The sequence below is a fragment of the Pseudomonas sp. IT-P2 genome, assembly GCF_949767575.1.
Lineage (GTDB): Bacteria > Pseudomonadota > Gammaproteobacteria > Pseudomonadales > Pseudomonadaceae > Aquipseudomonas > Aquipseudomonas pharyngis.
The window spans coordinates 139,980-163,427 of record NZ_CATKQA010000044.1 but is presented as its reverse complement, the minus strand read 5'-3'; the positions used below and the strand labels follow the sequence as shown (position 1 = coordinate 163,427).

The 23,448-nt window shown below is 60.6% G+C and carries 21 protein-coding genes; 17 read left to right on the top strand and 4 right to left on the bottom strand.

Annotation, left to right across the window (positions count from 1 at the left end; genetic code table 11):
- Positions 1-102: 102 nt before the first annotated feature.
- Entirely contained in the window at positions 103-1,401 is a 1,299-nt protein-coding gene (gene argA, locus ACM6JM_RS20100; protein ID WP_007951778.1) for an amino-acid N-acetyltransferase, read from the top strand.
- Positions 1,402-1,440: 39 nt separating this feature from the next.
- Here the strand turns inward: argA and tauA are convergent, their stop codons facing one another.
- Positions 1,441-2,430 (bottom strand): taurine ABC transporter substrate-binding protein, encoded by a 990-nt coding sequence (gene tauA / locus ACM6JM_RS20095; protein ID WP_414882395.1) that lies wholly within the window; start codon positions 2,428-2,430, stop codon positions 1,441-1,443.
- A 365-nt stretch (positions 2,431-2,795) separates the two neighbouring features.
- On the opposite strand from tauA, the gene ACM6JM_RS20090 reads away from it, so the two are divergent.
- From ACM6JM_RS20090 to ACM6JM_RS20055, 8 genes are all read left to right on the top strand, one after another.
- Entirely contained in the window at positions 2,796-4,139 is a 1,344-nt protein-coding gene (locus ACM6JM_RS20090) for an OprD family porin (RefSeq protein ID WP_039765378.1), read from the top strand.
- 295 nt (positions 4,140-4,434) lie between these two features.
- A complete protein-coding gene (locus ACM6JM_RS20085) occupies positions 4,435-5,073 on the top strand; it encodes a peroxiredoxin (protein WP_011336455.1) in 639 nt (212 codons plus the stop codon).
- 245 nt (positions 5,074-5,318) lie between these two features.
- On the top strand, positions 5,319-5,912 hold the full coding sequence (gene ssuE, locus ACM6JM_RS20080) for an NADPH-dependent FMN reductase (protein WP_011336454.1): 594 nt from the start codon (positions 5,319-5,321) through the stop codon (positions 5,910-5,912).
- A gap of 89 nt (positions 5,913-6,001) precedes the next feature.
- On the top strand, positions 6,002-6,982 hold the full coding sequence (locus ACM6JM_RS20075; RefSeq protein ID WP_007953529.1) for a sulfonate ABC transporter substrate-binding protein: 981 nt from the start codon (positions 6,002-6,004) through the stop codon (positions 6,980-6,982).
- 25 nt (positions 6,983-7,007) lie between these two features.
- Positions 7,008-8,156: an FMNH2-dependent alkanesulfonate monooxygenase gene (gene ssuD, locus ACM6JM_RS20070; protein WP_011336452.1), complete on the top strand. Its 1,149-nt coding sequence runs from the start codon at positions 7,008-7,010 to the stop codon at positions 8,154-8,156.
- Positions 8,157-8,165: 9 nt separating this feature from the next.
- Positions 8,166-8,948, top strand: coding sequence for an aliphatic sulfonate ABC transporter permease SsuC (gene ssuC, locus ACM6JM_RS20065; RefSeq protein WP_011336451.1), 783 nt, complete (start codon positions 8,166-8,168; stop codon positions 8,946-8,948).
- Positions 8,945-9,751, top strand: coding sequence for an aliphatic sulfonates ABC transporter ATP-binding protein (gene ssuB, locus ACM6JM_RS20060; RefSeq protein ID WP_039765381.1), 807 nt, complete (start codon positions 8,945-8,947; stop codon positions 9,749-9,751). The genes ssuC and ssuB overlap by 4 nt, the downstream gene beginning before the upstream one ends.
- 106 nt (positions 9,752-9,857) lie before the next feature.
- On the top strand, positions 9,858-10,073 hold the full coding sequence (locus tag ACM6JM_RS20055; protein ID WP_007953520.1) for a TOBE domain-containing protein: 216 nt from the start codon (positions 9,858-9,860) through the stop codon (positions 10,071-10,073).
- A 180-nt stretch (positions 10,074-10,253) separates the two neighbouring features.
- Here ACM6JM_RS20055 and ACM6JM_RS20050 read toward each other — a convergent pair whose 3' ends face one another.
- Positions 10,254-10,886, bottom strand: coding sequence for a TetR/AcrR family transcriptional regulator (locus tag ACM6JM_RS20050; protein ID WP_039765384.1), 633 nt, complete (start codon positions 10,884-10,886; stop codon positions 10,254-10,256).
- A 227-nt stretch (positions 10,887-11,113) separates the two neighbouring features.
- Positions 11,114-12,490, bottom strand: coding sequence for a glutamine synthetase family protein (locus tag ACM6JM_RS20045; protein WP_039765386.1), 1,377 nt, complete (start codon positions 12,488-12,490; stop codon positions 11,114-11,116).
- Between the two features lie 729 nt (positions 12,491-13,219).
- On the opposite strand from ACM6JM_RS20045, the gene ACM6JM_RS20040 reads away from it, so the two are divergent.
- The 7 genes from ACM6JM_RS20040 (at position 13,220) to ACM6JM_RS20010 (ending at position 21,589) form a co-directional block, all read left to right on the top strand.
- Entirely contained in the window at positions 13,220-14,578 is a 1,359-nt protein-coding gene (locus ACM6JM_RS20040) for a glutamine synthetase family protein (RefSeq protein WP_007953514.1), read from the top strand.
- Between the two features lie 56 nt (positions 14,579-14,634).
- Entirely contained in the window at positions 14,635-15,999 is a 1,365-nt protein-coding gene (locus ACM6JM_RS20035) for an aspartate aminotransferase family protein (protein ID WP_039765388.1), read from the top strand.
- Positions 16,000-16,171: 172 nt separating this feature from the next.
- Positions 16,172-17,284, top strand: coding sequence for a polyamine ABC transporter substrate-binding protein (locus tag ACM6JM_RS20030; RefSeq protein ID WP_011336446.1), 1,113 nt, complete (start codon positions 16,172-16,174; stop codon positions 17,282-17,284).
- Between the two features lie 187 nt (positions 17,285-17,471).
- Positions 17,472-18,569, top strand: coding sequence for a polyamine ABC transporter substrate-binding protein (locus ACM6JM_RS20025; protein ID WP_085667368.1), 1,098 nt, complete (start codon positions 17,472-17,474; stop codon positions 18,567-18,569).
- A 73-nt stretch (positions 18,570-18,642) separates the two neighbouring features.
- Entirely contained in the window at positions 18,643-19,785 is a 1,143-nt protein-coding gene (locus ACM6JM_RS20020; protein ID WP_007953506.1) for an ABC transporter ATP-binding protein, read from the top strand.
- Between the two features lie 35 nt (positions 19,786-19,820).
- Entirely contained in the window at positions 19,821-20,702 is an 882-nt protein-coding gene (locus tag ACM6JM_RS20015) for an ABC transporter permease subunit (protein WP_170844921.1), read from the top strand.
- A complete protein-coding gene (locus ACM6JM_RS20010) occupies positions 20,699-21,589 on the top strand; it encodes an ABC transporter permease subunit (RefSeq protein WP_007953503.1) in 891 nt (296 codons plus the stop codon). Before ACM6JM_RS20015 ends, ACM6JM_RS20010 begins: the two co-directional genes overlap by 4 nt.
- 58 nt (positions 21,590-21,647) lie before the next feature.
- Here ACM6JM_RS20010 and ACM6JM_RS20005 read toward each other — a convergent pair whose 3' ends face one another.
- The gene (locus tag ACM6JM_RS20005; protein WP_414882394.1) at positions 21,648-22,289 is read right to left on the bottom strand and encodes an HD domain-containing protein; all 642 of its coding nucleotides are present in this window, start codon (positions 22,287-22,289) and stop codon (positions 21,648-21,650) included.
- A gap of 190 nt (positions 22,290-22,479) precedes the next feature.
- Between ACM6JM_RS20005 and ACM6JM_RS20000 the strand changes: the two genes are divergently transcribed.
- Positions 22,480-23,445 (top strand): GlxA family transcriptional regulator, encoded by a 966-nt coding sequence (locus tag ACM6JM_RS20000; protein WP_074690220.1) that lies wholly within the window; start codon positions 22,480-22,482, stop codon positions 23,443-23,445.
- Positions 23,446-23,448 lie beyond the last annotated feature (3 nt).

The window sequence follows — 23,448 nt, the reverse complement described above, 5'->3', positions numbered from 1 at the left end:
AGCGCGCGTGTCGCCAAGCCTGTTCCGACGATAACCATCAGCCCGCTGTGCGTTTTCCGTTCTGCCCTTTTTCCGGCTGCTATTTATTACAGGCCCAGGTTCATGCCCGAATACGTCAATTGGCTTCGCCACGCGTCTCCTTATATCAATGCTCACCGCGATTGCACCTTCGTTGTCATGCTTCCGGGCGACGGCGTGGAGCATCCGAATTTCGGCAACATCGTCCATGACATCGTATTGCTGCACAGCCTCGGCGTGCGGCTGGTGCTGGTTCACGGTTCCCGTCCACAGATCGAAACTCGCCTCGCCGCACGCGGGCTGACCCCGCATTACCACCACGGCATGCGCATCACCGATGCCGCGACGCTGGAGTGCGTGATCGACGCGGTCGGCCAGTTGCGTATCGCCATCGAAGCGCGGCTGTCGATGGACATGGCCTCCTCGCCGATGCAGGGCTCGCGCCTGCGGGTGGCCAGCGGCAACCTCGTGACGGCGCGGCCGATCGGCGTGCTGGAAGGTGTCGACTATCACCACACCGGCGAAGTGCGCCGGGTCGACCGCAAAGGCATCAACCGCCTGCTCGACGAGCGCTCCATCGTGTTGCTGTCGCCGCTGGGTTATTCGCCGACCGGTGAAATCTTCAACCTGGCCTGCGAAGACGTGGCGACCCGCGCTGCCATCGATCTGGGCGCAGACAAGCTGCTGCTGTTCGGTGCCGACCTCGGTCTGATCGACGAAAACGGCAAACTGGTGCGCGAGCTACGTCCGCAGCAAGTGCCGGCGCATTTGCAGCGTCTGGGCAGCAACTATCAGGCGGAACTGCTGGATGCCGCCGCCGAAGCCTGTCGTGGCGGCGTGGCGCGCAGCCATATCGTCAGTTATGCCGAGGACGGCGCGCTGCTGACCGAACTGTTCACCCGTGACGGTGGCGGTACGCTGGTGGCCCAGGAGCAATTCGAACTGGTACGCGAGGCGGCGATTGAAGACGTCGGCGGCTTGCTCGATCTGATCAGCCCGCTGGAAGAGCAGGGGATTCTGGTGCGTCGCTCGCGCGAAGTGCTGGAGCGCGAGATCGAGCAGTTCAGCGTGGTCGAGCGTGAAGGGATGATCATCGCCTGTGCGGCGCTGTATCAGATTGCCGATTCGGATGCCGGCGAGCTGGCGTGCCTGGCGGTGAATCCTGAGTATCGCCATGGCGGTCGCGGCGACGAACTGCTCGAGCGCATCGAGACCCGTGCCCGGGCGCAAGGCCTGAAAACCCTGTTCGTTCTCACCACCCGCACCGCCCACTGGTTCCGCGAGCGTGGCTTCGAACCAAGCAGCGTCGAACGTCTGCCGGCGGCTCGGGCTTCTCTTTATAACTATCAGCGCAATTCGAAGATCTTCGAGAAGTCTCTGTGAGATGCGATTGCCCCCACAGGATGCGTGGGGGCAATTGTTTTACTCCGCTACAAACTTCGCACTGACATAAGCCGAGTAGTCAGGCAGAACGCTTTCGACCTTGCCCTGCTCCTTCAAAAACTTCGCCGTCTCACCAATCGCCTTCGCCGTGCCGCCGTCCAGCAGCGCCGTGGTCTGTTGCGCCTTGGCGTCCGGGAACGCCGAGCCCGCGAGCAATTCCGGAACGTCGGCAGGATTGGCACCGGTCAGTTTGGCGATTTTCTGTACAGGTACGGAATCGGCTGTCCAGCTGTCTTTATGGGCGGCGTAATCAGCGAACGAGTCCAGAGTCACCTTGGCGAATTTGGCCACGGCTTCAGGATGCTTCTCGGCAAAGTCCTTGCGCGCTACCCAGACTTCAAAGGTCGGCGCGCCCCACTGGCCGACCTGCGCGGCATCGGTCAGGGTCTTGCCGGTTTTGCGGATTTCACCCAGCGCCGGCGACCAGACAAAGGCGCCGTCGATGTCGCCACGTTTCCAGGCCGCCGCGATTTCTGCGGGTTGCAGGTTCACCACTTTGACTTTCGAAGTGTCCAGGCCCCAGTGCTTGAGCGCGCCGAGCAGGCTGTAGTGGGAGGTGGAAACGAACGGGGTGGCGATGGTCTTGCCGATCAGGTCTTCGGGCTTGTTGATACCGCTGCCGTTGCGCACCACCAGCGCTTCGGCGGCATTGATCTGCGCCGAGACGATAAAGGCCACGATCGGCAGATTGCGCGAAGCGGCGGCCGCCAGCGGGCTCGAGCCAAGGTTGCCGATCTGCACATCGCCGGAGGCGATGGCTGTCACAACTTCCGGGCCGCTGTTGAACCGACGCCAGTCGATTTTCTCGCCGATGGCCTTCTCGTACACGCCGTCGGCCTGGGGGACTTTGCTTGGGTCGATACCGGTCTGGTAGCCCACGGTGAGGTTGGCGGCATGGGCTGAAAAAGAAATCAGCGCCGACACACAAACTGTAACAAATTGACTAGATAGTGCGCGTTTGGCCATCATGGCGTCGCCTTTTCGATAGGGTTTGACGAATCGGGGTTGCGTCAAAGCTAATCGATCTAAAAAAAGGCTAACAAATACCATTTAGTAATGAGCTTAGTCGCCGATACGCTGTATCCCGGTGCAGATGGCAATTGGCTGGCCATATAGCCGAATGGTATGAAAAAGAATGAATAAATTCTTTTTGGGTTTATCAGGAAGTCTTTACCCTGCAGGGACCAAATCACTGCGATTAGACCTTGGTCGTAGACATACAAGGTTACGATTGACTTGTCAGTCACGGTCTGGCGCTAATCGCGCATCTTAGGATCCAGGGGCATCAGACCCCGGACCAGGAACACAAGAATTAGAAACGAGAGGAGCGAAACATGAACAAGTCCACCTTGGCCCTGGCCGTGGCCGTAGGGGTTTTGGCGCAGCAGGCAGGCGCCGCCGGTTTCATCGAAGACAGCAAGGCCACTCTGGGTCTGCGTAACTTCTACATCAACACTGACAACCGCGATGGCGCTGGTGCCAACAAGAACGAAGAGTGGGGCCAAGGCTTCGATCTGCGTTTCATCTCCGGCTACACCCAAGGCACCGTAGGCTTCGGTATTGATGCCATCGGCCTGCTGGGCGTGCGTCTGGATTCGGGCGGCGGCACCAACGGCAACAGCGGCACCGCTTACGGCGGCACTGTGTTCCCGAGCGAGTCCAACGGCAAAGCAGTGGACAACTTCTCCAGCCTGGGTCTGACTGCCAAAGCCAAGATCTCCCAGACCGAACTGAAGCTGGGCACCCTGCAGCCGAAAAACCCGGTGATCGTGACCAACGACGGTCGTCTGCTGCCACAAACCTGGCAGGGCGGTCAGATCACTTCCGGCGAAATCAAGGACCTGACCCTGGTCGGTGGTCAGATCGAAGCCGTGAAAGGCCGTAACTCCAGCAACAACGAAAACTTGTCCATCGGCGGTGCAAACACCCGTGGCACTGGCTTCCGTGACAGCAACAAATTCATCTATGCCGGTGGCGACTACAAGATCACCAAAGACCTGACTGCCCAGTACTACTACGGCAACCTGGAAGACTTCTATAAGCAGCACTTCCTGGGTCTGGTACACAACTGGGCCATCGGCCCGGGTGTCTTGAAGTCTGACTTCCGTTACTTCAACAGCTCCGACGACGGCAAGAACGGCACTGATCCGGCCTACTACAGCAGCGGCAACTACACCGGTTTCCGTTCCGGTCGTGGCGAAGTCGACAACAACCTGTACAGCGGCCTGTTCCTGTACACCGTTGAAGGTCACACTTTCGGTGGCGGTTACCAGGTTTCCAACGGCAGCTCCGACTTCCCTTGGCTGAACCAGGGCGACGGTTCGTCGAACTACACCATCACCGACATGCAGATCCAGAAGTTCGGTCGTGCCGGCGAGAAAACCTGGCAGGCCCGCTACTCGTATGACTTCGCTAAAGTCGGCGTACCTGGCCTGACCGCTGGTGTGGTTTACCTGAAAGGCGATTCGATCGACACCGTTGGCACCAACGGCCGCGAAAACGCTTCGAACCGTTCCGAGTGGGAACGCGACTTCACCATCGGTTACGTCGTACCGGAAGGTCCGTTCAAGAACGTCGGCCTGATGTGGAAAAACGCTGTATGGCGCACCGACCTGCCGAACACCCGTTCGCAGGACGAAAACCGCCTGATCGTCAGCTACTCGATCCCGCTGCTGTAATAGCGCGCTCCTGCATTGATGTAAAAAAAGCCCCGTCCGGCATCGCGCCGGACGGGGCTTTTGCGTTTTCGGGTCCGGCTCACCCCCGTAAGCCTTTCCCGATGTTCCCCTCTTTACAGCAACTCAAGGCCTTCTCGAACCTTGAGCGCGATGTTCGTCGCGATGCTGCGGGGCGTCCAGTGAACAGATGTTTAATATTCAATAAAGATATAGATATCTAGTTATTTATTCTTTTTCAGAAGAACGAATCACGAGCTACAGTTGAGGTCTCCAACCACTCATCAGGAGCCGCACCATGAGCCTCAGACTTGGCGATATCGCCCCCGATTTCGAACAGGATTCCAGCGCCGGCAAGATTCGTTTCCACGAATGGCTGGGCGATAGCTGGGGCGTGCTGTTTTCCCACCCGGCAGACTTCACCCCGGTGTGCACCACCGAGCTGGGCTTCACCGCCAAACTCAAGGACGAGTTCACCAAACGCGGCGTGAAGGCCATTGCACTGTCGGTCGACCCGGTGGATTCGCACCACAAGTGGATCGAGGACATCAACGAAACCCAGAACACCATCGTCAACTTCCCGATCCTGGCCGATGCCGATCGCAAGGTGTCCGATCTGTACGATCTGATCCACCCGAACGCCAACGACACCCTGACCGTGCGTTCGCTGTTCGTGATCGATCCGAACAAGAAGATCCGCCTGACCATCACTTATCCGGCCAGCACCGGGCGCAACTTCCACGAGATCCTGCGGGTGATCGATTCGCTGCAGCTCACCGACAACTACAAGGTAGCCACCCCGGCCAACTGGCAGGACGGTGAAGAAGTGGTGATCGTGCCGTCGCTCAAGGACGAAGACGAAATCAAGCAACGCTTTCCGAAAGGCTACCGCGCGGTGAAACCGTACCTGCGCCTCACCCCACAGCCGAACAAATAACCTATCTCGGATCGTTCCCACGCGGAGCGTGGGAACGATCAGTCACTAGGAACCACGATGCAGGGTTTCAGGCCGTTTTCACGGCCTGTTTTTTTGTCCGCAGGAAAGTGAAATGCATATCTCCATAAGGAATAACCAAATGAATAAATATGATTTATGGATATATAAATCAGCTGGTAAGGTCACTCACATCGAAGCGAGATCGCAACCCGCGAATCGCCTGTAACGCGCAAGGAATTTTCTGAATGCTGGTCGTCTCACTCGGTGGCAGTCCCAGTCAACGTTCCCGCTCCGGGGTGTTGCTGGAACGCTCGCAACGCTGGTTGCAGCAGCAAGGGGTGGAAGTGGTGAGTTATCAGGTGCGGGACTTCCCGGCCGAAGACCTGCTTCACGCCCGCTTCGACAGCCCGAAGGTGCTCGACTTGCTGCAACAGATTGAAAACGCCGATGGCCTGCTGATCGCTACGCCGGTGTACAAGGCGTCGTTTTCCGGTGCCCTGAAGACCGTGCTGGATCTGCTGCCCGAGCGTGCGCTGAACCACAAGATTGTTTTGCCGATGGCTACCGGCGGCAGCATCGCTCACATGCTGGTGGTGGATTACGCCCTCAAGCCTGTGCTGTCGGCGTTGAAGGCCCAGGAAATGCTGCAAGGGATTTTTGCCGAGGACAGCCAGATCGCTTACGGCGAAGGCAGTGCCCAGGCGCAGTTGGCTCCGGCGCTGGAGCAGCGGTTGCATGAAGCGCTGGACCAGTTTGTCAGCGCCATGGCCCGCCGGCCGAAGCCGCTGGAGCCGGGACTGCTGAACGAACGTTTGTTGAGTGCTCGCTGGAGCATTTGAGCCACACCGAAACTTGAAGTACTCACCTTACTCAGCCGCCAACGGCCAAGCAGGTGCAGCCAAAACCCAACAGCAAAAAGGAGAGCGCTATGCGCACTGTATTTTTGCGTCGTGGTCTGGTCGCTCTGTTTGCTGCGGCTGTGTCCTTCGGCGCCATCACTCAAGCTCAGGCCGAGACGCTACGAATCGGTTATCAGAAATACGGCACGCTGGTGCTGCTCAAAGCCAAGGGCACCCTGGAAAAACGTCTCGCCGCCCAAGGCGTCGACGTGCAATGGACTGAATTCCCCGGCGGCCCGCAACTGCTGGAAGGCCTGAACGTCGGCTCGATCGACTTCGGCGTCACCGGCGAAACCCCGCCGGTCTTTGCCCAGGCGGCCGGTGCCGATCTGCTCTACGTGGCTTACGAGCCGCCAGCGCCAAACAGCGAAGCGATCCTCGTGCCGAAAGACTCGCCGATCAAATCGGTGGCGGATCTCAAGGGCAAGAAAGTCGCCCTGAACAAAGGCTCCAACGTCCACTACTTGCTGGTGCGTGCGCTGGAAGATGCCGGCCTCAAGTACACCGACATTCAAACCGTATTCCTGCCGCCGGCGGATGCCCGCGCCGCGTTCGAGCGTGGCAGCGTCGACGCCTGGGTCATCTGGGACCCGTACCAGGCCGCCGCCGAAAAACAGCTGCAAGCGCACACCCTGCGTGACGGCAAAGGCATCGTCGACAACCACCAGTTCTACCTGGCGACCAAACCCTACGCACAGAAAAATCCCGAGGTGATCAAGACCCTCGTGGAAGAAGTGCGCGCCGTCGGCGAGTGGTCCAAGGCCAATCCGGAAGACGTGACCCAACAGGTGTCGCCGCTGCTCGGCCTGCCGGCAGACATCACCCTGACCTCGGTGAAGCGCCAGGGCTACGGCGCGCTGTTCCTGACCCCGGAAGTGGTCGCCGCGCAACAGAAAATCGCTGACACCTTCTACCAGCTCAAGCTGATTCCCAAGCCGTTGAGCATCAAGGACGTGATCTGGACCCCACCGGCCGCTGTGGCCCAAAGCTCGGTCACCCAAGCCCAGTAAATCGAATCCCCAAGGAGACCACTCCATGAGCCTCAACATCTTCTGGTTCCTGCCAACCCACGGCGACGGCCATTACCTTGGCACCGCCGAAGGCGCCCGCGCCGTCGATCACGGCTATCTGCAACAGGTCGCGCAAGCGGCGGATCGCCTGGGCTTCGGCGGCGTGCTGATTCCCACCGGCCGTTCCTGCGAAGACTCGTGGCTGGTGGCGGCATCGCTGATCCCGGTGACCCAGCGTCTGAAATTCCTTGTCGCCCTGCGCCCCGGGATCATTTCCCCGACGGTGGCGGCGCGTCAGGCGGCAACGCTGGATCGGTTGTCCGGCGGTCGTGCGCTGTTCAACCTGGTGACCGGTGGCGATCCGGAAGAGTTGGCCGGCGACGGTCTGTTCCTCGATCACGAAGCGCGCTATCAGGCCTCGGTGGAATTCACCCGGATCTGGCGTCGGGTGCTGGAAGGCGAAACCGTGGATTACGACGGCGAGCACATCAGCGTGAAGGGCGCCAAATTGCTCTATCCGCCGATCCAGCAACCGCGTCCGCCGCTGTATTTCGGTGGCTCGTCGGAAGCCGCGCAGGATCTGGCCGCCGAACAAGTGGAAATGGTCCTGACCTGGGGCGAGCCGCCCGCAGCCGTGGCCGAGAAGATTGAACAGGTGCGCGCCAAGGCCGCCAAGCTCGGCCGCACCGTGCGCTTCGGCATTCGTCTGCATGTGATCGTGCGGGAAACCAATGCCGAGGCCTGGCAAGCGGCAGATCGCCTGATCTCGCACCTGGACGACGACACCATCAAACGTGCCCAGGCTTCGCTGGCGCGGTTCGATTCGGTCGGCCAGCAACGCATGGCTGCGCTGCACGGTGGCAGTCGCGACAACCTCGAAGTCAGCCCGAACCTGTGGGCCGGCGTCGGTCTGGTGCGCGGCGGTGCCGGGACGGCGTTGGTCGGCGACGGCCCGACCGTGGCGGCGCGCGTTAAGGAATACGCGGACCTGGGCATCGATACTTTCATCTTCTCCGGTTATCCACACCTCGAAGAATCGTATCGTGTGGCTGAACTGCTGTTCCCGCACCTCGACGTCGAGCGTCCGGAACTGCCGAAAAGCGCCGGTTACGTCAGCCCGTTCGGCGAGATGGTGGCCAACGACATTCTTCCCAAAGCCGCGTCCCAGAGCTGAGGCGCCGCCATGAAGAAATTTATCCACAGCCTCGCGCCCTGGGCGTTGCCGGTGTTGTTGCTGGCGGTGTGGCAGTTGTCGGTGTCGGCCGGTTGGCTGTCGACGCGGATTCTGCCGGCGCCGGTGGCGGTGATCGAAGCCGGCGTGAGCCTGGTACGCAGCGGCGAAATCTGGACGCACCTGGCAATCAGCGGCTGGCGCGCCGCGCTGGGCTTCACTATCGGTGGCAGCATCGGCCTGGTGCTGGGGTTCATCACCGGCCTGTCGAAGTGGGGTGAACGCCTGCTCGACAGCTCGGTGCAGATGATCCGCAACGTGCCGCACCTGGCGCTGATTCCGCTGGTGATCCTGTGGTTCGGCATCGACGAGTCGGCGAAGATTTTCCTGGTGGCATTGGGCACCTTGTTCCCGATCTACCTCAACACCTATCACGGCATCCGCAACGTCGATCCGGCGCTGGTGGAAATGGCGCGCAGTTATGGCCTGTCCGGTTTCAGCCTGTTCTGGCAGGTGATTCTGCCGGGCGCGCTGCCTTCGATTCTGGTCGGCGTGCGCTTCGCCCTGGGCTTCATGTGGCTGACGCTGATCGTGGCGGAAACCATCTCCGCCAGCTCCGGCATCGGTTACCTGGCGATGAATGCCCGCGAGTTCCTGCAGACCGACGTGGTGGTGCTGGCGATTCTGCTGTACGCGGTGCTCGGCAAACTGGCCGACCTCGCGGCCCGTGGACTTGAACGTGTGTGGCTGCGCTGGCATCCGGCGTATCAAGTGGCGAAAGGAGGTGCGGCATGACCGCTCAACAACCTCCACGCCTGCTGCGCGGGATTCCGCTGGCGGTGCGCAACCTGCAAAAGACTTTCGGCTCGCGGCAGGTACTGCGTGACATCGATCTGCACATTCCGGCAGGGCAGTTTGTCGCCGTGGTCGGGCGCAGCGGATGCGGCAAGAGCACATTTCTGCGCTTGCTCGCCGGCCTCGATCAACCCACTGGCGGCGATCTGCTCGCCGGTGCCGCACCGCTCAGCGATGCGCGGGATGACACCCGGTTGATGTTCCAGGAAGCGCGGCTGCTGCCGTGGAAAAAGATCATCGACAACGTCGGTCTCGGCCTCAAGGGCGACTGGCGCCCGCAAGCCTTGCAGGCGCTGGATGCAGTCGGCCTCGCCGATCGCGCCAATGAATGGCCGGCGGCACTGTCCGGTGGGCAGAAGCAGCGCGTGGCGCTGGCCCGAGCCTTGATCCATCAGCCGCGTCTGCTGTTGCTCGACGAGCCGCTGGGCGCACTGGATGCGCTGACCCGGATCGAGATGCAGCAACTGATCGAACGTCTCTGGCAACAGCATGGTTTCACCGTGTTGCTGGTGACCCACGACGTCAGCGAAGCGGTGGCGATTGCCGACCGGGTGATTCTGATCGAGGACGGCGAAGTCGGCCTCGACCTGCAAGTGGAGCTGCCGCGTCCTCGGGTGCGTGGCTCCCATCGCCTGGCCGCGCTGGAAACCGAAGTGCTCAACCGAGTGTTGTCCCTGCCCGGCGAGCCGCCGGCGCCGGAACCCGTTTCACCCTTGCCTACGCAACTGCGTTGGGCGCAATGAAGCAGCTGCGAGCAGCAAGCTACAAGCTGCAAGTAGAAGCTCAGTGCTTTTGCTTGCAGCTTGAAGCTCGCAACTTGCGGCTTATTTCGACCTCAGGAGAAATATCATGACTATCAAAGCCATCAACGTACGCAACCAGTTCAAAGGCGCGATCAAGGAGATCGTTCTCGGCGACGTGCTGTCGGAAATCGACGTGCAGACCGCTTCCGGCATCGTCACGTCGGTGATCACCACCCGTTCGGTCAAGGAGCTGGAACTGGAGGTCGGCAGCGAAGTGATCGCCTTCGTGAAGTCCACCGAGGTGTCCATCGCCAAGTTGTAAGCCTGTGAGTAAAAAACAACCCCGAAGGGTGTGAGCCCTTCGGGGTTTTTTATTGGCTTGAGATTGACCGTGCTGATCGTTCCCATGCTCTGCGTGGGAATGCCTCTGGGGACGCTCCGCGTCCAGTGACGCGGAGCGTCACGGGCTGCATTCCCACGCAGAGCGTGGCAACGATCATCGCTAGAGAATCCGTTTGGGCAGATAGGGCGGAAGATACAGCCCGATGTAGGCATCGAACACCCGCATGCCTTCCTCGGCCATGCGCGGGGTGATCTGCCCGTGCTGCTGCACCGAGCGGGCGTAGACGCGGTCGCCCAGTTCCATGGCCAGTGCGAACACATCGACGTCATCCGGCAGTCGCGGCAGTTCGAAGTGATGATCGAACAGCTTGTGCATCAGGTCGCCGAGTTCGAGGTCGTGCTGGCGGTCGGCCTGGGTGACTTCGGTGAGGCCGTGCTGCGCGAGGATCAGTTGGCGGGCGGCGGCATCCTCGCCATAGATCTCCAGCATCCGCTCTTCGACCAGCCGCGACAGGTCGCGCCAGTCGCGCAGGGCATCGTGATCGATCGGTGCTTGCAGGCAGGCACGGAAGGCCGCGTGCACATCCGCCGTCAGCGCTTCGAGCAGCGCCGGAACACTGGCGAAGAAGTGGTAGACCGAGGAGGGCGGAATCTGCGCGCGCTCGGCCACGCTGTAGATCGACAGGCTCGCCACGCCCTCGGCGGCCAGCAGCGTGCGCGCGGCGTCGAGTATCGAATCGATCCGCGCCTGACTGCGGGCACGAGGTTTGCGAACGGGGGCGGGACGCGTCATGAAAGTCTCCTGCGGGGCAGCGGGCATTGTACGAGCCGGCTCTTGCGTTGTCTTGTCGGCCGCCATCGCTGGCAAGCCAGCTCCCACAGGTATCTGTGTCGAACACAAGATCTGAGTACACAACAGAACCCTGTGGGAGCTGGCTTGCCAGCGATCCGCCGCAGGCGGCCATAAAAAAACGCTGCGGGCTGATGAAGCCGGCAGCGCTTTTTATTCCTGCAATCCGCTTAAACGGTATGCAGGTACCAGTTGTACTCGAGGTCGGAGATGGAGTGTTCGAACTCCTCCAGCTCGCTCTCTTTACAGGCGACGAAGATATCGATGTATTTCGGATCGATGTACTTGGCCATCACCTCGCTGTCGTCCAGCTCGCGCAGGGCATCGCGCAAGTTGTTCGGCAGGCTCTGCTCGTTCTGCTCGTAGCTGTTGCCTTCGGTGGGAGGCGGCGGCTCGATCTTGTTGGTCAGGCCGTGATGCACGCCCGCCAGCACCGAAGCCATCAGCAGGTACGGGTTGGCATCGGCGCCGGCCACGCGGTGTTCCAGACGGACCGCGTCGGCGGAGCCGGTCGGTACGCGCAGGGCCACGGTGCGGTTGTCCAGGCCCCAGCTCGGCGAGTTCGGCACGTAGAACTGTGCGCCGAAACGACGGTAGGAGTTGACGTTCGGGCAGAGGAAAGCCATCTGCGCGGGCAGGGTCTCGAGCACACCGCCGATCGCGTGACGCAGCGCGGCGTTCTGCTCGGGATCCTCGCTGGCAAAAATGTTTTTGCCTTCTTTGTCGAGAACCGAAATGTGGACGTGCAGACCATTGCCTGCCTGGCCCGGGTACGGCTTGGCCATGAAGGTGGTGTCCATTTCATGGTCGTAGGCGATGTTCTTGATCAGACGCTTGAGCAGGACCGCGTAGTCGCATGCCTTGATCGGGTCGGCGACGTGGTGCAGGTTCACTTCGAACTGCGCCGGGGCACTTTCCTTGACGATGGCGTCGGCCGGAATGCCTTGCTCTTTCGCGCCTTCCAGAATGTCCTGGAGGCAGTCGACGTATTCGTCGAGGTCGTCGATCAGGTAAACCTGGGTCGAATGCGGGCGTTTGCCGGAGATCGGCGAGCGTGGCGGCTGAGGGCGGCCGTTCACGTTTTCCTGGTCGATCAGGTAGAACTCGAGTTCGAACGCGGCGCAGATGGTCAGGCCGAGCTCGTCAAACTTTGCAACAACTTGACGGAGCACTTCGCGCGGGTCGGCGAAGAAAGGGTCACCTTCCAGTTCGTGCATGGTCATCAACAGTTGCGCGGTCGGGCGCTTCTGCCATGGCTCGTTGCACAGGGTATCGGGGATTGGATAGCAGATACGGTCGGCGTCGCCGATGTCCAGGCCCAGACCGGTGCTTTCCACCGTGGAGCCATTGATATCCAGAGCAAATAGAGAGGCCGGCAGGTTGATGCCTTTCTCGTAAACCTTGTGGAGGCTGGTGCGTTCGATGCGCTTGCCGCGCACCACACCATTCATATCCGCAATCAGAAGGTCAACGTACAGAACCTCAGGATGTTCCTTAAGGAACGCGTTCGCTTCGTTAAGCTGAACGGCACGCGGGGGTACCGACATGATGCAACACCTTTGTTGTTAAAAATATCAATCATTGATCTTTTCTGGTTTCAGTCAACCCGAACGGCCTGCCGAAGTCAAGCGAGGCCTTTTGTGCCCTGAAAAAGCGCCGCGAGGGCGTTTATGGGGCACTTTGGGGCATTTTTTTATCCGTGAAGGACGCGCCACCCGCAGGCTTGAGCAGGCCGTGTTGTATTTTTTACGGGGGTGTTGTGTAAAAAAATGAACAAGGCTAAGCTCCGATCAAACCCATAACAGCAATAATACCGGGGTGCTTCATGTCTCGCCTGCCGTTAATCGGCGTCACCGACTGCTCTTTGCAGTCCGGTCTGCATGCTTACCACATCAGTGGCGACACGTCCGTCCGCAGCGCGGCCAGCAAGGCCTGCAACGTGTCAGCGATCTCCAGATCCATGGCAGATCGAGCGGCAGCGTCCGATATTCTGGACGTGTGCGAAGGCATCCTCTTTAGCGGTTCTCCTTTCAATATAGATCTCTTTCCCTCTCCCGGCCCGCACCGCGCCCGTCGTCGTGCCCGTGATTCTGCACGCCCGGGATGTGCACAGGAAATGCAACGCCAGCGTAAAGGGCAGGTAAGCTCCTCCTTCATTGTCTATGCGCGGTGCCGGGCGTAAGCCGGCACTGCGCGCAAGCAAGGCCCTTTAACGCGACGCCTGGTGCGTCAAACATTGCCTGACATCTGTCAGGAGACTCAGCCCAGAGGCATTTATGAGTAACAACCTCGACCAGCTCACCGATTGGTTGAAAGACCACAAGATCACAGAAGTCGAATGCATGATCGGCGACTTGACCGGCATTACCCGGGGCAAGATCTCGCCGACCAACAAGTTCATCGCCGAAAAAGGCATGCGCCTGCCAGAGAGCGTTCTGTTGCAGACCGTGACTGGCGACTACGTCGAAGACGACATCTATTACGAACTGCTCGACCCGGCCGACATCGACATGATCTGCCGTCCCGACCAGAACGCCGTGTACCTGGTGCCATGGGCCATCGAGCCGACCGCCCAGGTGATCCACGACACCTACGACAAGCAAGGCAACCCGATCGAGCTGTCGCCGCGCAACGTCCTCAAGAAAGTCCTGAAACTCTATGCCGACAAGGGCTGGCAGCCGATCGTGGCGCCGGAAATGGAGTTCTACCTGACCAAGCGCAGCGACGACCCCGACTATCCGTTGCAGCCGCCGGTCGGCCGCTCCGGGCGCCCGGAGATCGGGCGTCAGTCGTTCTCCATCGAAGCGGCGAACGAATTCGATCCGCTGTTCGAAGACGTCTACGACTGGTGCGAATTGCAGGAGCTGGACCTCGACACGCTGATCCACGAGGACGGCACGGCGCAGATGGAAATCAACTTCCGTCACGGCGATGCCCTGTCGCTGGCCGACCAGATCCTGGTGTTCAAACGCACCATGCGTGAGGCCGCGCTCAAGCACAACGTGGCCGCGACCTTCATGGCCAAGCCGATGACCGGTGAGCCGGGCAGTGCGATGCACCTGCACCAGAGCATCATCGACATCGAGACCGGCAAGAACGTGTTCTCGAATGAAGACGGGACCATGAGCCAGCTGTTCCTGCACCACATCGGTGGCCTGCAGAAACTGATCCCTGAGCTGTTGCCGCTGTTCGCCCCGAACGTCAACTCGTTCCGCCGCTTCCTGCCGGACACCTCGGCGCCGGTGAACGTGGAGTGGGGCGAAGAAAACCGCACCGTGGGCCTGCGCGTCCCGGATGCCGGCCCGCAGAACCGCCGGGTGGAAAACCGCCTGCCGGGCGCCGACGCCAACCCGTACCTGGCGATTGCCGCGAGCCTGCTCTGCGGCTACATCGGCATGGTCGAAGGCATCAACCCGAGCGCGCCGGTCGTGGGCCGTGGTTACGAGCGCCGCAACCTGCGCCTGCCGCTGACCATCGAAGACGCCCTGGAACGCATGGAAAACAGCGCGACCATCGAGAAGTACCTGGGCAAGACCTTCATCACCGGCTACGTCGCGGTCAAGCGGGCCGAGCATGAAAACTTCAAGCGCGTGATCAGTTCCTGGGAGCGTGAGTACCTGCTCTTCGCCGTCTGATACGCCGGGCGCGGTGGTCAGCCGCCGCGCCTTCACCGATAACAAGGAGAATTGGCATGACCAGCAACAACCCGCAAACCCGTGAGTGGCAAGCCCTCAGCAGCGATCACCACCTGGCCCCGTTCAGCGACTTCAAGCAGCTGAAAGAAAAGGGTCCACGGATCATCACCAACGCCAAGGGCGTGTACCTGTGGGACAGCGAGGGCAACAAGATCCTCGATGGCATGGCGGGTCTGTGGTGTGTGGCGATCGGTTATGGACGCGATGAGCTGGCGGATGCTGCCGCCAAACAGATGCGCGAACTGCCTTACTACAACCTGTTCTTCCAGACCGCGCACCCGCCGGCGCTGGAACTGGCCAAGGCCATCGCCGACGTGGCGCCAGAAGGCATGAACCACGTGTTCTTCACCGGCTCCGGTTCCGAAGGCAACGACACCATGCTGCGTATGGTTCGCCACTACTGGGCGATCAAGGGCCAGCCGAACAAGAAAGTCATCATCAGCCGCAAGAACGGCTACCACGGTTCCACCGTGGCCGGCGCAAGCCTGGGCGGCATGACCTACATGCACGAACAGGGCGACCTGCCGATTCCGGGCATCGTCCACATCGCCCAGCCGTACTGGTTCGCCGAAGGCGGCGACATGACCCCGGAAGAGTTCGGGATCTGGGCGGCAAATCAGCTGGAAGAAAAGATTCTGGAAGTCGGCGTGGACAACGTCGGTGCCTTTATTGCCGAGCCGATCCAGGGCGCCGGCGGTGTGATCATTCCGCCAGACACCTACTGGCCGCGCATCAAGGAGATCCTCGCCAAGTACGACATTCTGTTCGTGGCTGACGAAGTGATCTGCGGTTTCGGCCGTACCGGTGAATGGTTCGGCAGCGATTTCTACGACCTCAAGCCACACATGATGACGATCGCCAAAGGCCTGACGTCCGGCTACATCCCGATGGGTGGCCTGATCGTGCGTGACGAAGTGGTGGCGGTGCTCAACGAGGGCGGCGACTTCAACCACGGCTTCACCTACTCCGGTCACCCGGTGGCGGCGGCGGTGGGTCTGGAAAACATCCGGATTCTGCGCGAAGAGAAAATCATCGAACGCGCCCATGAAGAAACGGCACCGTATTTGCAGAAACGTCTGCGCGAACTGAACGATCACCCGTTGGTGGGTGAAGTGCGCGGAGTCGGTCTGCTGGGGGCCATCGAGCTGGTGCAGGACAAGGCCACTCGCAAGCGTTACGAAGGCAAGGGTGTGGGCATGATCTGCCGCCAGTTCTGCTTCGACAACGGGCTGATCATGCGTGCCGTGGGCGACACCATGATCATCGCGCCGCCGCTGGTGATCAGCAAGGCGGAGATCGACGAGCTGGTGACAAAGGCACGCAAGTGCCTGGACCTGACCCTGAGTGCGTTGCAGGGCTAAGTGCTAGGCTCTGAGCGATGGAGCTGTTGCGCTGTCGCTCGGAGCTGTCAGAAAGGCTGGTCTTTTCTTGAAAGACCGCCTCGGATCTTGCCAGACTAGCCGCGGTTCCAGTTGTCCGGGTTCGGCCGCTGAACAAAGTGGTTCAAAAAAGAAAAATTTGGAGCATTAACGCATGAAGGCATTAGGCAAAAAGCTCGCTGGCAAGACTCTGCTCGCCATGTCCCTGATGGGCGTGATGGCGGGTGCGGTCCAGGCGGACGACAAGGTGTTGCACGTTTACAACTGGTCCGACTACATCGCGCCGGACACGGTTGCCAATTTCGAAAAAGAGACGGGCATCAAGGTCGTCTATGACGTTTTCGACAGCAACGAAACCCTGGAAGCCAAGCTGCTGGCCGGCAAATCCGGTTACGACATCGTGGTGCCTTCCAACAACTTCCTGGCCAAGCAGATCAAGGCCGGCGTTTATCAGGAACTGGACAAGTCCAAGCTGACGAACTGGAAGAACCTCGACGAAGACTTGCTCAAGGCCGTTGGCGACGCCAGCGACCCGGGCAACAAGCATGCGTTCCCGTACATGTGGGGTTCGATCGGCATCGGCTACAACCCGGCCAAGGTCAAGGCTGCGCTGGGCATCGACAAGATCGATTCCTGGGACATCGTGTTCAAGCCTGAAAACATCGAGAAGCTGAAAAGCTGCGGCGTTAGCTTCCTCGACGCGCCGACCGAAATGATTCCGGCGGCTCTGCACTATCTGGGCAAGCCGACCAACAGCAAGGACAAGGCTGACCTGAAAGCCGCCGAAGACCTGTTCCTCAAGATTCGTCCTTCGGTGGCTTATTTCCACTCCTCGAAGTACATCTCGGACCTGGCCAACGGCAACATCTGCGTAGCGGTCGGCTATTCGGGTGACCTGGAGCAATCCAAGACCCGCGCCAAGGAAGCCGGTGACAAGGTCAAACTGGCCTACACCATTCCGAAAGAAGGTGCCGGTACTTTCTACGACATGGTCGCCATTCCCAAGGATGCCGAAAACGTCGAAGCCGCCTACAAGTTCATGAACTACCTGCTCGAGCCGAAAGTGATGGCTGAAATCACCAACGCCGTGCGTTTCCCGAACGGCAACAAGGCGGCCACCGCCCTGGTGGACAAGGAAATCACCAGCGATCCGAGCATCTACCCTTCGGCTGAAGTGAAGAAGCAGCTCTATGCGATCAGCGATCTGGACGCGGCCACCCTGCGCCTGATCACTCGCAGCTGGACCAAGATCAAATCCGGTAAATAAGCCGGTTTGAAGCGGCCACCGTTGGCCGTCGCCTTCAACCGGGCGGTCAGCGGTGCAATTAAATGACGGAAAGTTTTGCTGGAACGGTTTTTCGAAGGTAAGTTGCGCGCCGGTTTTGTTGCCGGGCAACCGTGACTGTCATGCAGCACGGGGCAACTTGGGCCCAACTAAATCAGAGGACCTCCACTTGCCTGTTTTTTCTTCTTTGCGCAATGCCCTGCTGGCCGCTGCCGGCCTGACGTTCGCTGTCGGTGCCCACGCCGCCGGTACTGTGCATATTTATAACTGGTCGGATTACATCGGCGAGACCACCCTGGCCGATTTCCAGAAAGAAACCGGGATCAAACCGGTCTACGACGTGTTCGACTCCAACGAAACCCTGGAAGGCAAACTGCTCGCCGGGCGTACCGGTTACGACGTGGTCGTGCCGTCGAACCACTTCCTCGGCAAGCAGATCAAGGCGGGCGCTTTCCAGAAGCTCGACAAGGCGCAGCTGCCGAACTATTCCAACCTTGATCCGGTGCTGCTCAAGCGTCTGGAGCAGAACGATCCGGGCAACCTGTACGCCGTGCCGTACCTGTGGGGCACCAACGGCATCGGCTACAACGTCGACAAAGTGAAAGCCGTGCTCGGCGTCGACAAGATCGACTCCTGGAGCGTGCTGTTCGAGCCGGAGAACATCAAGAAGCTGCACAGCTGCGGCGTGGCGTTCCTCGATTCGGCCGATGAAATGATGCCGACCGTGCTCAACTATATGGGCCTGAACGCCAACAGCACCAATCCCAAGGATTACGAGAAGGCCACGGCCAAGTTGCTGGCGGTGCGTCCTTACGTGACCTACTTCCATTCTTCGAAATACATCGGTGATCTGGCCAACGGCGACATCTGCGTGGCCATCGGTTTCTCCGGCGACATCTTCCAGGCCAAGAATCGCGCCGAAGAAGCCAAGAAGGGCGTGAACATCGCCTACTCGATCCCGAAAGAGGGCGGCGCGCTGTGGTTCGACATGCTGGCGATTCCGAAGGATTCGGCCAACGTCAAGGAAGCCCACGCCTTCATCAACTATTTGCTGAAACCTGAGGTGATCGCTCAGGTCAGTGATTACGTCGGTTACGCCAACCCCAACCCGGGTTCGGACAAGCTGATGGAGCAGTCCATCCGCACCGATGAGTCGGTTTATCCACCGCAGGCGGTGCTCGACAAGACCTACGTGTCGATCGAGCTGCCACCGAACATTCAGCGTTTGATGACCCGCAGCTGGACCAAGGTCAAGTCGGGTAAATAGCGTCAACGTACCAACTATCCTGGGTTCGTCTTGCGTGGGCGGACTGCACTCTTTTTTTCTGGGAGTTTCGTAAATGGCAGTTGCCTCCGGCGCCTATAAGAAAGCCCTCGAGGGCGACCAGACACCGAAACAGGTGCTGGTCAAAATCGACCGGGTCACGAAGAAGTTCGACGAGACGGTTGCCGTGGACGATGTGTCCCTGGAAATCAAGAAGGGCGAAATCTTTGCCCTGCTCGGCGGTTCGGGATCGGGCAAATCCACTCTGCTGCGGATGCTGGCAGGGTTCGAACGGCCCACGGAGGGGCGCATTTTCCTCGACGGCGTCGACATCACCGACATGCCGCCGTACGAGCGACCGATCAACATGATGTTCCAGTCCTACGCCCTGTTCCCGCACATGACCGTGGCGCAGAACATCGCCTTCGGCCTGCAACAGGACAAGATTCCCAAGGCCGAGATCGACGCCCGCGTGGCCGAGATGCTCAAGCTGGTGCAGATGAGCCAGTACGCCAAGCGCAAGCCGCACCAGTTGTCCGGCGGCCAGCGTCAGCGTGTGGCACTCGCGCGTTCGCTGGCCAAGCGGCCGAAACTGCTGCTGCTCGACGAGCCGATGGGCGCACTGGACAAAAAATTGCGTTCGCAGATGCAGCTGGAGCTGGTGGAGATCATCGAGCGCGTCGGCGTGACCTGCGTGATGGTGACCCACGACCAGGAAGAGGCCATGACCATGGCCGAGCGCATCGCGATCATGCACCTGGGCTGGATCGCCCAGATCGGCAGCCCGATCGACATCTACGAAACGCCGACCAGCCGCTTGGTCTGCGAATTCATCGGTAACGTGAACATCTTCGAAGGCGAAGTGATCGACGACGCCGAAGGCCACGCGACCATCACCTGCAAGGATCTCGACCGGCAGATCTACGTCGGCCACGGCATCAGCACCTCGGTGCAGGACAAGTCCGTGACCTACGCGATCCGTCCGGAAAAACTGCTGGTCACCGCCGATCAGCCGACCTGCGAGTACAACTGGTCGAGCGGCAAGGTGCATGACATCGCCTACCTCGGCGGTCACTCGGTGTTCTACGTCGAATTGCCGAGCGGCAAGCTGGTGCAGTCGTTCGTGGCCAACGCCGAACGCCGTGGCGCACGTCCGACCTGGGGCGATCAGGTCTACGTGTGGTGGGAAGACGACAGCGGCGTGGTACTTCGCTCATGAACATGCGCAAATTCAAACGCCGGCTCAATCGAATAATTCCCGGTGGCCGCCAACTGGTCATCGGGGTCCCGTTCATCTGGCTGTTCCTGTTCTTCATGCTGCCGTTCTTCATCGTCCTGAAGATCAGCTTCGCCGAAGCGGACGTGGCCATTCCGCCGTACACCGAGATCTACACCTACGCCGAGCAGAAGCTGCAACTGCTGCTGAATCTGGGCAACTACGCGATGCTCGGCGACGACGAGCTGTACATCGCCGCCTACCTCGGCTCGCTGAAGATGGCGTTTTTCAGCACGCTGCTGTGCCTGTTGATCGGTTACCCGATGGCCTACGCCATCGCCAGCGCCCGCAAAGAGCTACAAACGGTGCTGGTGCTGCTGATCATGATGCCGACCTGGACCGCGATCCTGATCCGCGTCTATGCGTGGATGGGCATCCTCAGCAACAACGGCCTGCTCAACGGTTTCCTGATGAGCATGGGCCTGATCGATGAGCCGCTGCAGATCCTCAACACCAACCTCGCGGTGTACATCGGCGTCGTCTACTCGTACCTGCCGTTCATGATCCTGCCGCTGTACGCCAACCTGGTGAAGCACGACACCAGCCTGCTGGAGGCCGCTTCCGACCTGGGTTCGAGCACCTTCAACAGCTTCTGGAAAATCACCGTGCCGCTGTCCAAGAACGGCATCATCGCCGGCTGCATGCTGGTGTTCATCCCGGTGGTGGGCGAGTTCGTGATCCCGGAACTGCTCGGCGGTCCGGAAACCCTGATGATCGGTAAAGTGCTCTGGCAAGAGTTCTTCAACAACCGTGACTGGCCGGTGGCGTCCGCCCTGGCGGTGGTGATGCTGGCGATCCTGATCGTGCCGATCATCCTGTTCAACCGCAGTCAGGCCAAGGAAATGGAGGGTAAAGAATGAAGCGCTTCCGTTTCTCCAGCCTGATGCTGGTGCTCGGCCTGTTGTTCATCTACCTGCCGATGCTGATCCTGGTGATCTACTCGTTCAACGCCTCGAAACTGGTGACGGTGTGGGGCGGCTGGTCGGTGAAGTGGTACGTCGGCCTGCTCGACAACTCGCAGCTGATGGGCTCGGTGGTGCGCTCGCTGGAAATCGCCTGCTACACCGCGATTGCCGCCGTGGCGCTGGGTACGCTGGCAGCCTTCGTGCTGACCCGCATCACCCGCTTCAAGGGCCGCACGCTGTTCGGCGGCCTGGTCACCGCGCCGCTGGTCATGCCTGAGGTGATTACCGGTCTGTCGCTGTTGCTGCTGTTCGTGGCGATGGCGCAGATGATCGGCTGGCCGCAGGAGCGTGGCATCGTCACCATCTGGATCGCCCACACCACGTTCTGTGCGGCGTATGTGGCGGTGGTGGTGTCGGCGCGTCTGCGTGAGCTGGACCTGTCGATCGAAGAAGCGGCGATGGACCTCGGTGCGCGTCCGTGGAAGGTGTTCTTCCTGATCACCATCCCGATGATCGCGCCGTCGCTGGCGGCGGGCGGCATGATGTCGTTCGCCCTGTCGCTGGATGACCTGGTATTGGCGAGCTTCGTCTCCGGCCCGGGTTCGACGACCCTGCCGATGGAAGTGTTCTCGGCGGTGCGTCTGGGCGTGAAGCCTGAGATCAACGCCGTGGCCAGCCTGATTCTGCTGGCGGTGTCGCTGGTGACCTTCCTGGTCTGGTTCTTCAGCCGCCGTGCCGAAGAAGCCCGCAAGAAAGCGATTCAGCAGGCCATCGAAGAAGGTGCTGCGGATTCGTGGAAGCAACCGGACGTGCGCCGGGCGCCGACGCCGGAAGCGGCTTAAGTCTGCGGATACAAAAAACCTCGCGACCGGTCACGGTCGCGAGGTTTTTTTATGCCGGTCAGGAAACCCAGGGCGACTGGCGAATCACTTCGACGAAGTTCATCGGCTTGAACCCCGGCGCCTGATCCTTCAGCACATCGGTCTTCACATTGCCGAACGTGGTCTGCGGACGATGACGCAAGCCGTCGGCGAACGCGCAGATGATGCATTCCTTGAAGCTCTGGCCCCGTGGGTGCGCATGCACCACCGCCTCACGCTGCACCGTGGTGAACGCCGCGTAGTCCATGCCCAGCACGTCCATCTCGACGCCTGCGGTCACCAGCGCCACGGTCGGGCGCAGATGCTTCGGCACCCCCGGCGTGGTGTGCAGGGCGATCGACAGCCACACCTGCTCGATGTCGTCGTCGCTCAGCCCATACGGTTTTAGAAACGCTGCGGCTGCGTTGGCACCATCGACCTCGAAGCGCTCGTCGTCGCTGCGGTGGCCTTCGACCAGACCCAGGTCGTGGAACATCGCGCCGACGTACAGCAGCTCCGGATCGTAGGCCAGTTGCTGGCGTTCTCCACTCAAGGCACCGAACAGAAACACCCGGCGCGAGTGGTGGTAAAGCAGGTCGGATTCGATGTCGCGGATGTATTCGGTGGTGGCCCGGGCGAGGGCGCTGTCGGGGATCCGGATACCGGCAATGGTCGTGGTCATGTTGAGCTTCCTCGTCGAAAACGCCGTCACGGCGCTGATGGAGAAAGTCTGTTCCCGGGGGCCAGACCGGACAATCGATCCATGGCTGCGATCCTTGCCATTGCACCTGCAAATCGTGCCAGCTCGCTTCTGCGGCGAGGATTGGCTAGGGTTGGCGCTGATCCGCCATTCCCCGGGAGCTGACATCGTCATGAACAGAACCGTCGCCATCGTGGTATTTCCCGGCGTGCAGGCGCTGGATGTCAGCGGGCCGATGGACGTGTTTGCCGAGGCCAACCGCTTCCTGGCGCCGGAGGATCATTACCGGCTCGACGTGATCGGCGTCGAGCGCGGGCCGATGGCGTGTTCCAACGGGCTGACCCTGAGTGCGCATCGGCATTTCAGCGAAGCGTCGCAGGTCTACGATTTGCTGCTGGTGGCGGGCGGACCGCAGTTGCCGTTTCTGGATTTCGGCGAGGCATTCGATGCCTGGTTGCGTGAGGCCTGTGGTCGGGCGCGGCGTTTTGGCTCGATCTGCAACGGCGCGTTCATGCTCGCCCGTGCCGGGTTGCTGGATGGGCGCACGGTCACCACCCACTGGAACGACGCCGAGGCACTGGCGCAGTTGTGCCCGTCGAGCCGGGTTGAGGCCGATCGGTTGTACGTCGAGGACGGCCAGCTCTACACCTCGGCGGGGGTGACGGCGGGGATCGATCTGTCGCTGTACCTGCTGGCGCGTGATCACGGGGCCGAGGTGGCGCTGAGTGTGGCCAAGCGGCTGGTGGTGTTCACCCAGCGCTCGGGCGGGCAGTCGCAGTTCAGTCCGTTCCTTACGCCCCACGCCGAACCGACGTCGGCGGTGGCGATGGTGCAGCTGTATGTGCTGGCCAATCTCACCGGCGACCTGACCATCGCTGATCTGGCGAATGCCGCGAACATGAGTGCGCGGAATTTCTCTCGGGTGTTTGCCAGGGAGGCGAAAGTCACCCCGGCGGAATTCGTCGAACGGGCGCGGGTGGATGCGGCGCGGGTGATGCTCGAAAGCACCAGGGCGCCGCTGAAGACGGTGGCGTATCAGTGCGGGTTTCGTGATGCGCAACATATGCGCAGCGTGTTCAGCCGGCGGTTGGGGGTGACGGCGCAGCAGTTTCGGCTGAATTTTGCGGCGATGGTTTGAGCC

What these genes read in the sequence shown, in the direction of transcription:
- ACM6JM_RS20000 (WP_074690220.1), top strand. Translation starts at nt 22,480, where the DNA reads ATGAACAGAACCGTCGCCATCGTGGTATTTCCCGGCGTGCAGGCGCTG.
- ACM6JM_RS20010 (WP_007953503.1), top strand. Translation starts at nt 20,699, where the DNA reads ATGAAGCGCTTCCGTTTCTCCAGCCTGATGCTGGTGCTCGGCCTGTTG.
- ACM6JM_RS20055 (WP_007953520.1), top strand. Translation starts at nt 9,858, where the DNA reads ATGACTATCAAAGCCATCAACGTACGCAACCAGTTCAAAGGCGCGATC.
- argA (WP_007951778.1), top strand. Translation starts at nt 103, where the DNA reads ATGCCCGAATACGTCAATTGGCTTCGCCACGCGTCTCCTTATATCAAT.
- ACM6JM_RS20035 (WP_039765388.1), top strand. Translation starts at nt 14,635, where the DNA reads ATGACCAGCAACAACCCGCAAACCCGTGAGTGGCAAGCCCTCAGCAGC.
- ssuB (WP_039765381.1), top strand. Translation starts at nt 8,945, where the DNA reads ATGACCGCTCAACAACCTCCACGCCTGCTGCGCGGGATTCCGCTGGCG.
- ACM6JM_RS20050 (WP_039765384.1), bottom strand. Translation starts at nt 10,886, where the DNA reads ATGACGCGTCCCGCCCCCGTTCGCAAACCTCGTGCCCGCAGTCAGGCG.
- ssuD (WP_011336452.1), top strand. Translation starts at nt 7,008, where the DNA reads ATGAGCCTCAACATCTTCTGGTTCCTGCCAACCCACGGCGACGGCCAT.
- ACM6JM_RS20045 (WP_039765386.1), bottom strand. Translation starts at nt 12,490, where the DNA reads ATGTCGGTACCCCCGCGTGCCGTTCAGCTTAACGAAGCGAACGCGTTC.
- ACM6JM_RS20040 (WP_007953514.1), top strand. Translation starts at nt 13,220, where the DNA reads ATGAGTAACAACCTCGACCAGCTCACCGATTGGTTGAAAGACCACAAG.
- ACM6JM_RS20020 (WP_007953506.1), top strand. Translation starts at nt 18,643, where the DNA reads ATGGCAGTTGCCTCCGGCGCCTATAAGAAAGCCCTCGAGGGCGACCAG.
- tauA (WP_414882395.1), bottom strand. Translation starts at nt 2,430, where the DNA reads ATGATGGCCAAACGCGCACTATCTAGTCAATTTGTTACAGTTTGTGTG.
- ACM6JM_RS20085 (WP_011336455.1), top strand. Translation starts at nt 4,435, where the DNA reads ATGAGCCTCAGACTTGGCGATATCGCCCCCGATTTCGAACAGGATTCC.
- ACM6JM_RS20030 (WP_011336446.1), top strand. Translation starts at nt 16,172, where the DNA reads ATGAAGGCATTAGGCAAAAAGCTCGCTGGCAAGACTCTGCTCGCCATG.
- ssuC (WP_011336451.1), top strand. Translation starts at nt 8,166, where the DNA reads ATGAAGAAATTTATCCACAGCCTCGCGCCCTGGGCGTTGCCGGTGTTG.
- ACM6JM_RS20005 (WP_414882394.1), bottom strand. Translation starts at nt 22,289, where the DNA reads ATGACCACGACCATTGCCGGTATCCGGATCCCCGACAGCGCCCTCGCC.
- ACM6JM_RS20075 (WP_007953529.1), top strand. Translation starts at nt 6,002, where the DNA reads ATGCGCACTGTATTTTTGCGTCGTGGTCTGGTCGCTCTGTTTGCTGCG.
- ACM6JM_RS20090 (WP_039765378.1), top strand. Translation starts at nt 2,796, where the DNA reads ATGAACAAGTCCACCTTGGCCCTGGCCGTGGCCGTAGGGGTTTTGGCG.
- ssuE (WP_011336454.1), top strand. Translation starts at nt 5,319, where the DNA reads ATGCTGGTCGTCTCACTCGGTGGCAGTCCCAGTCAACGTTCCCGCTCC.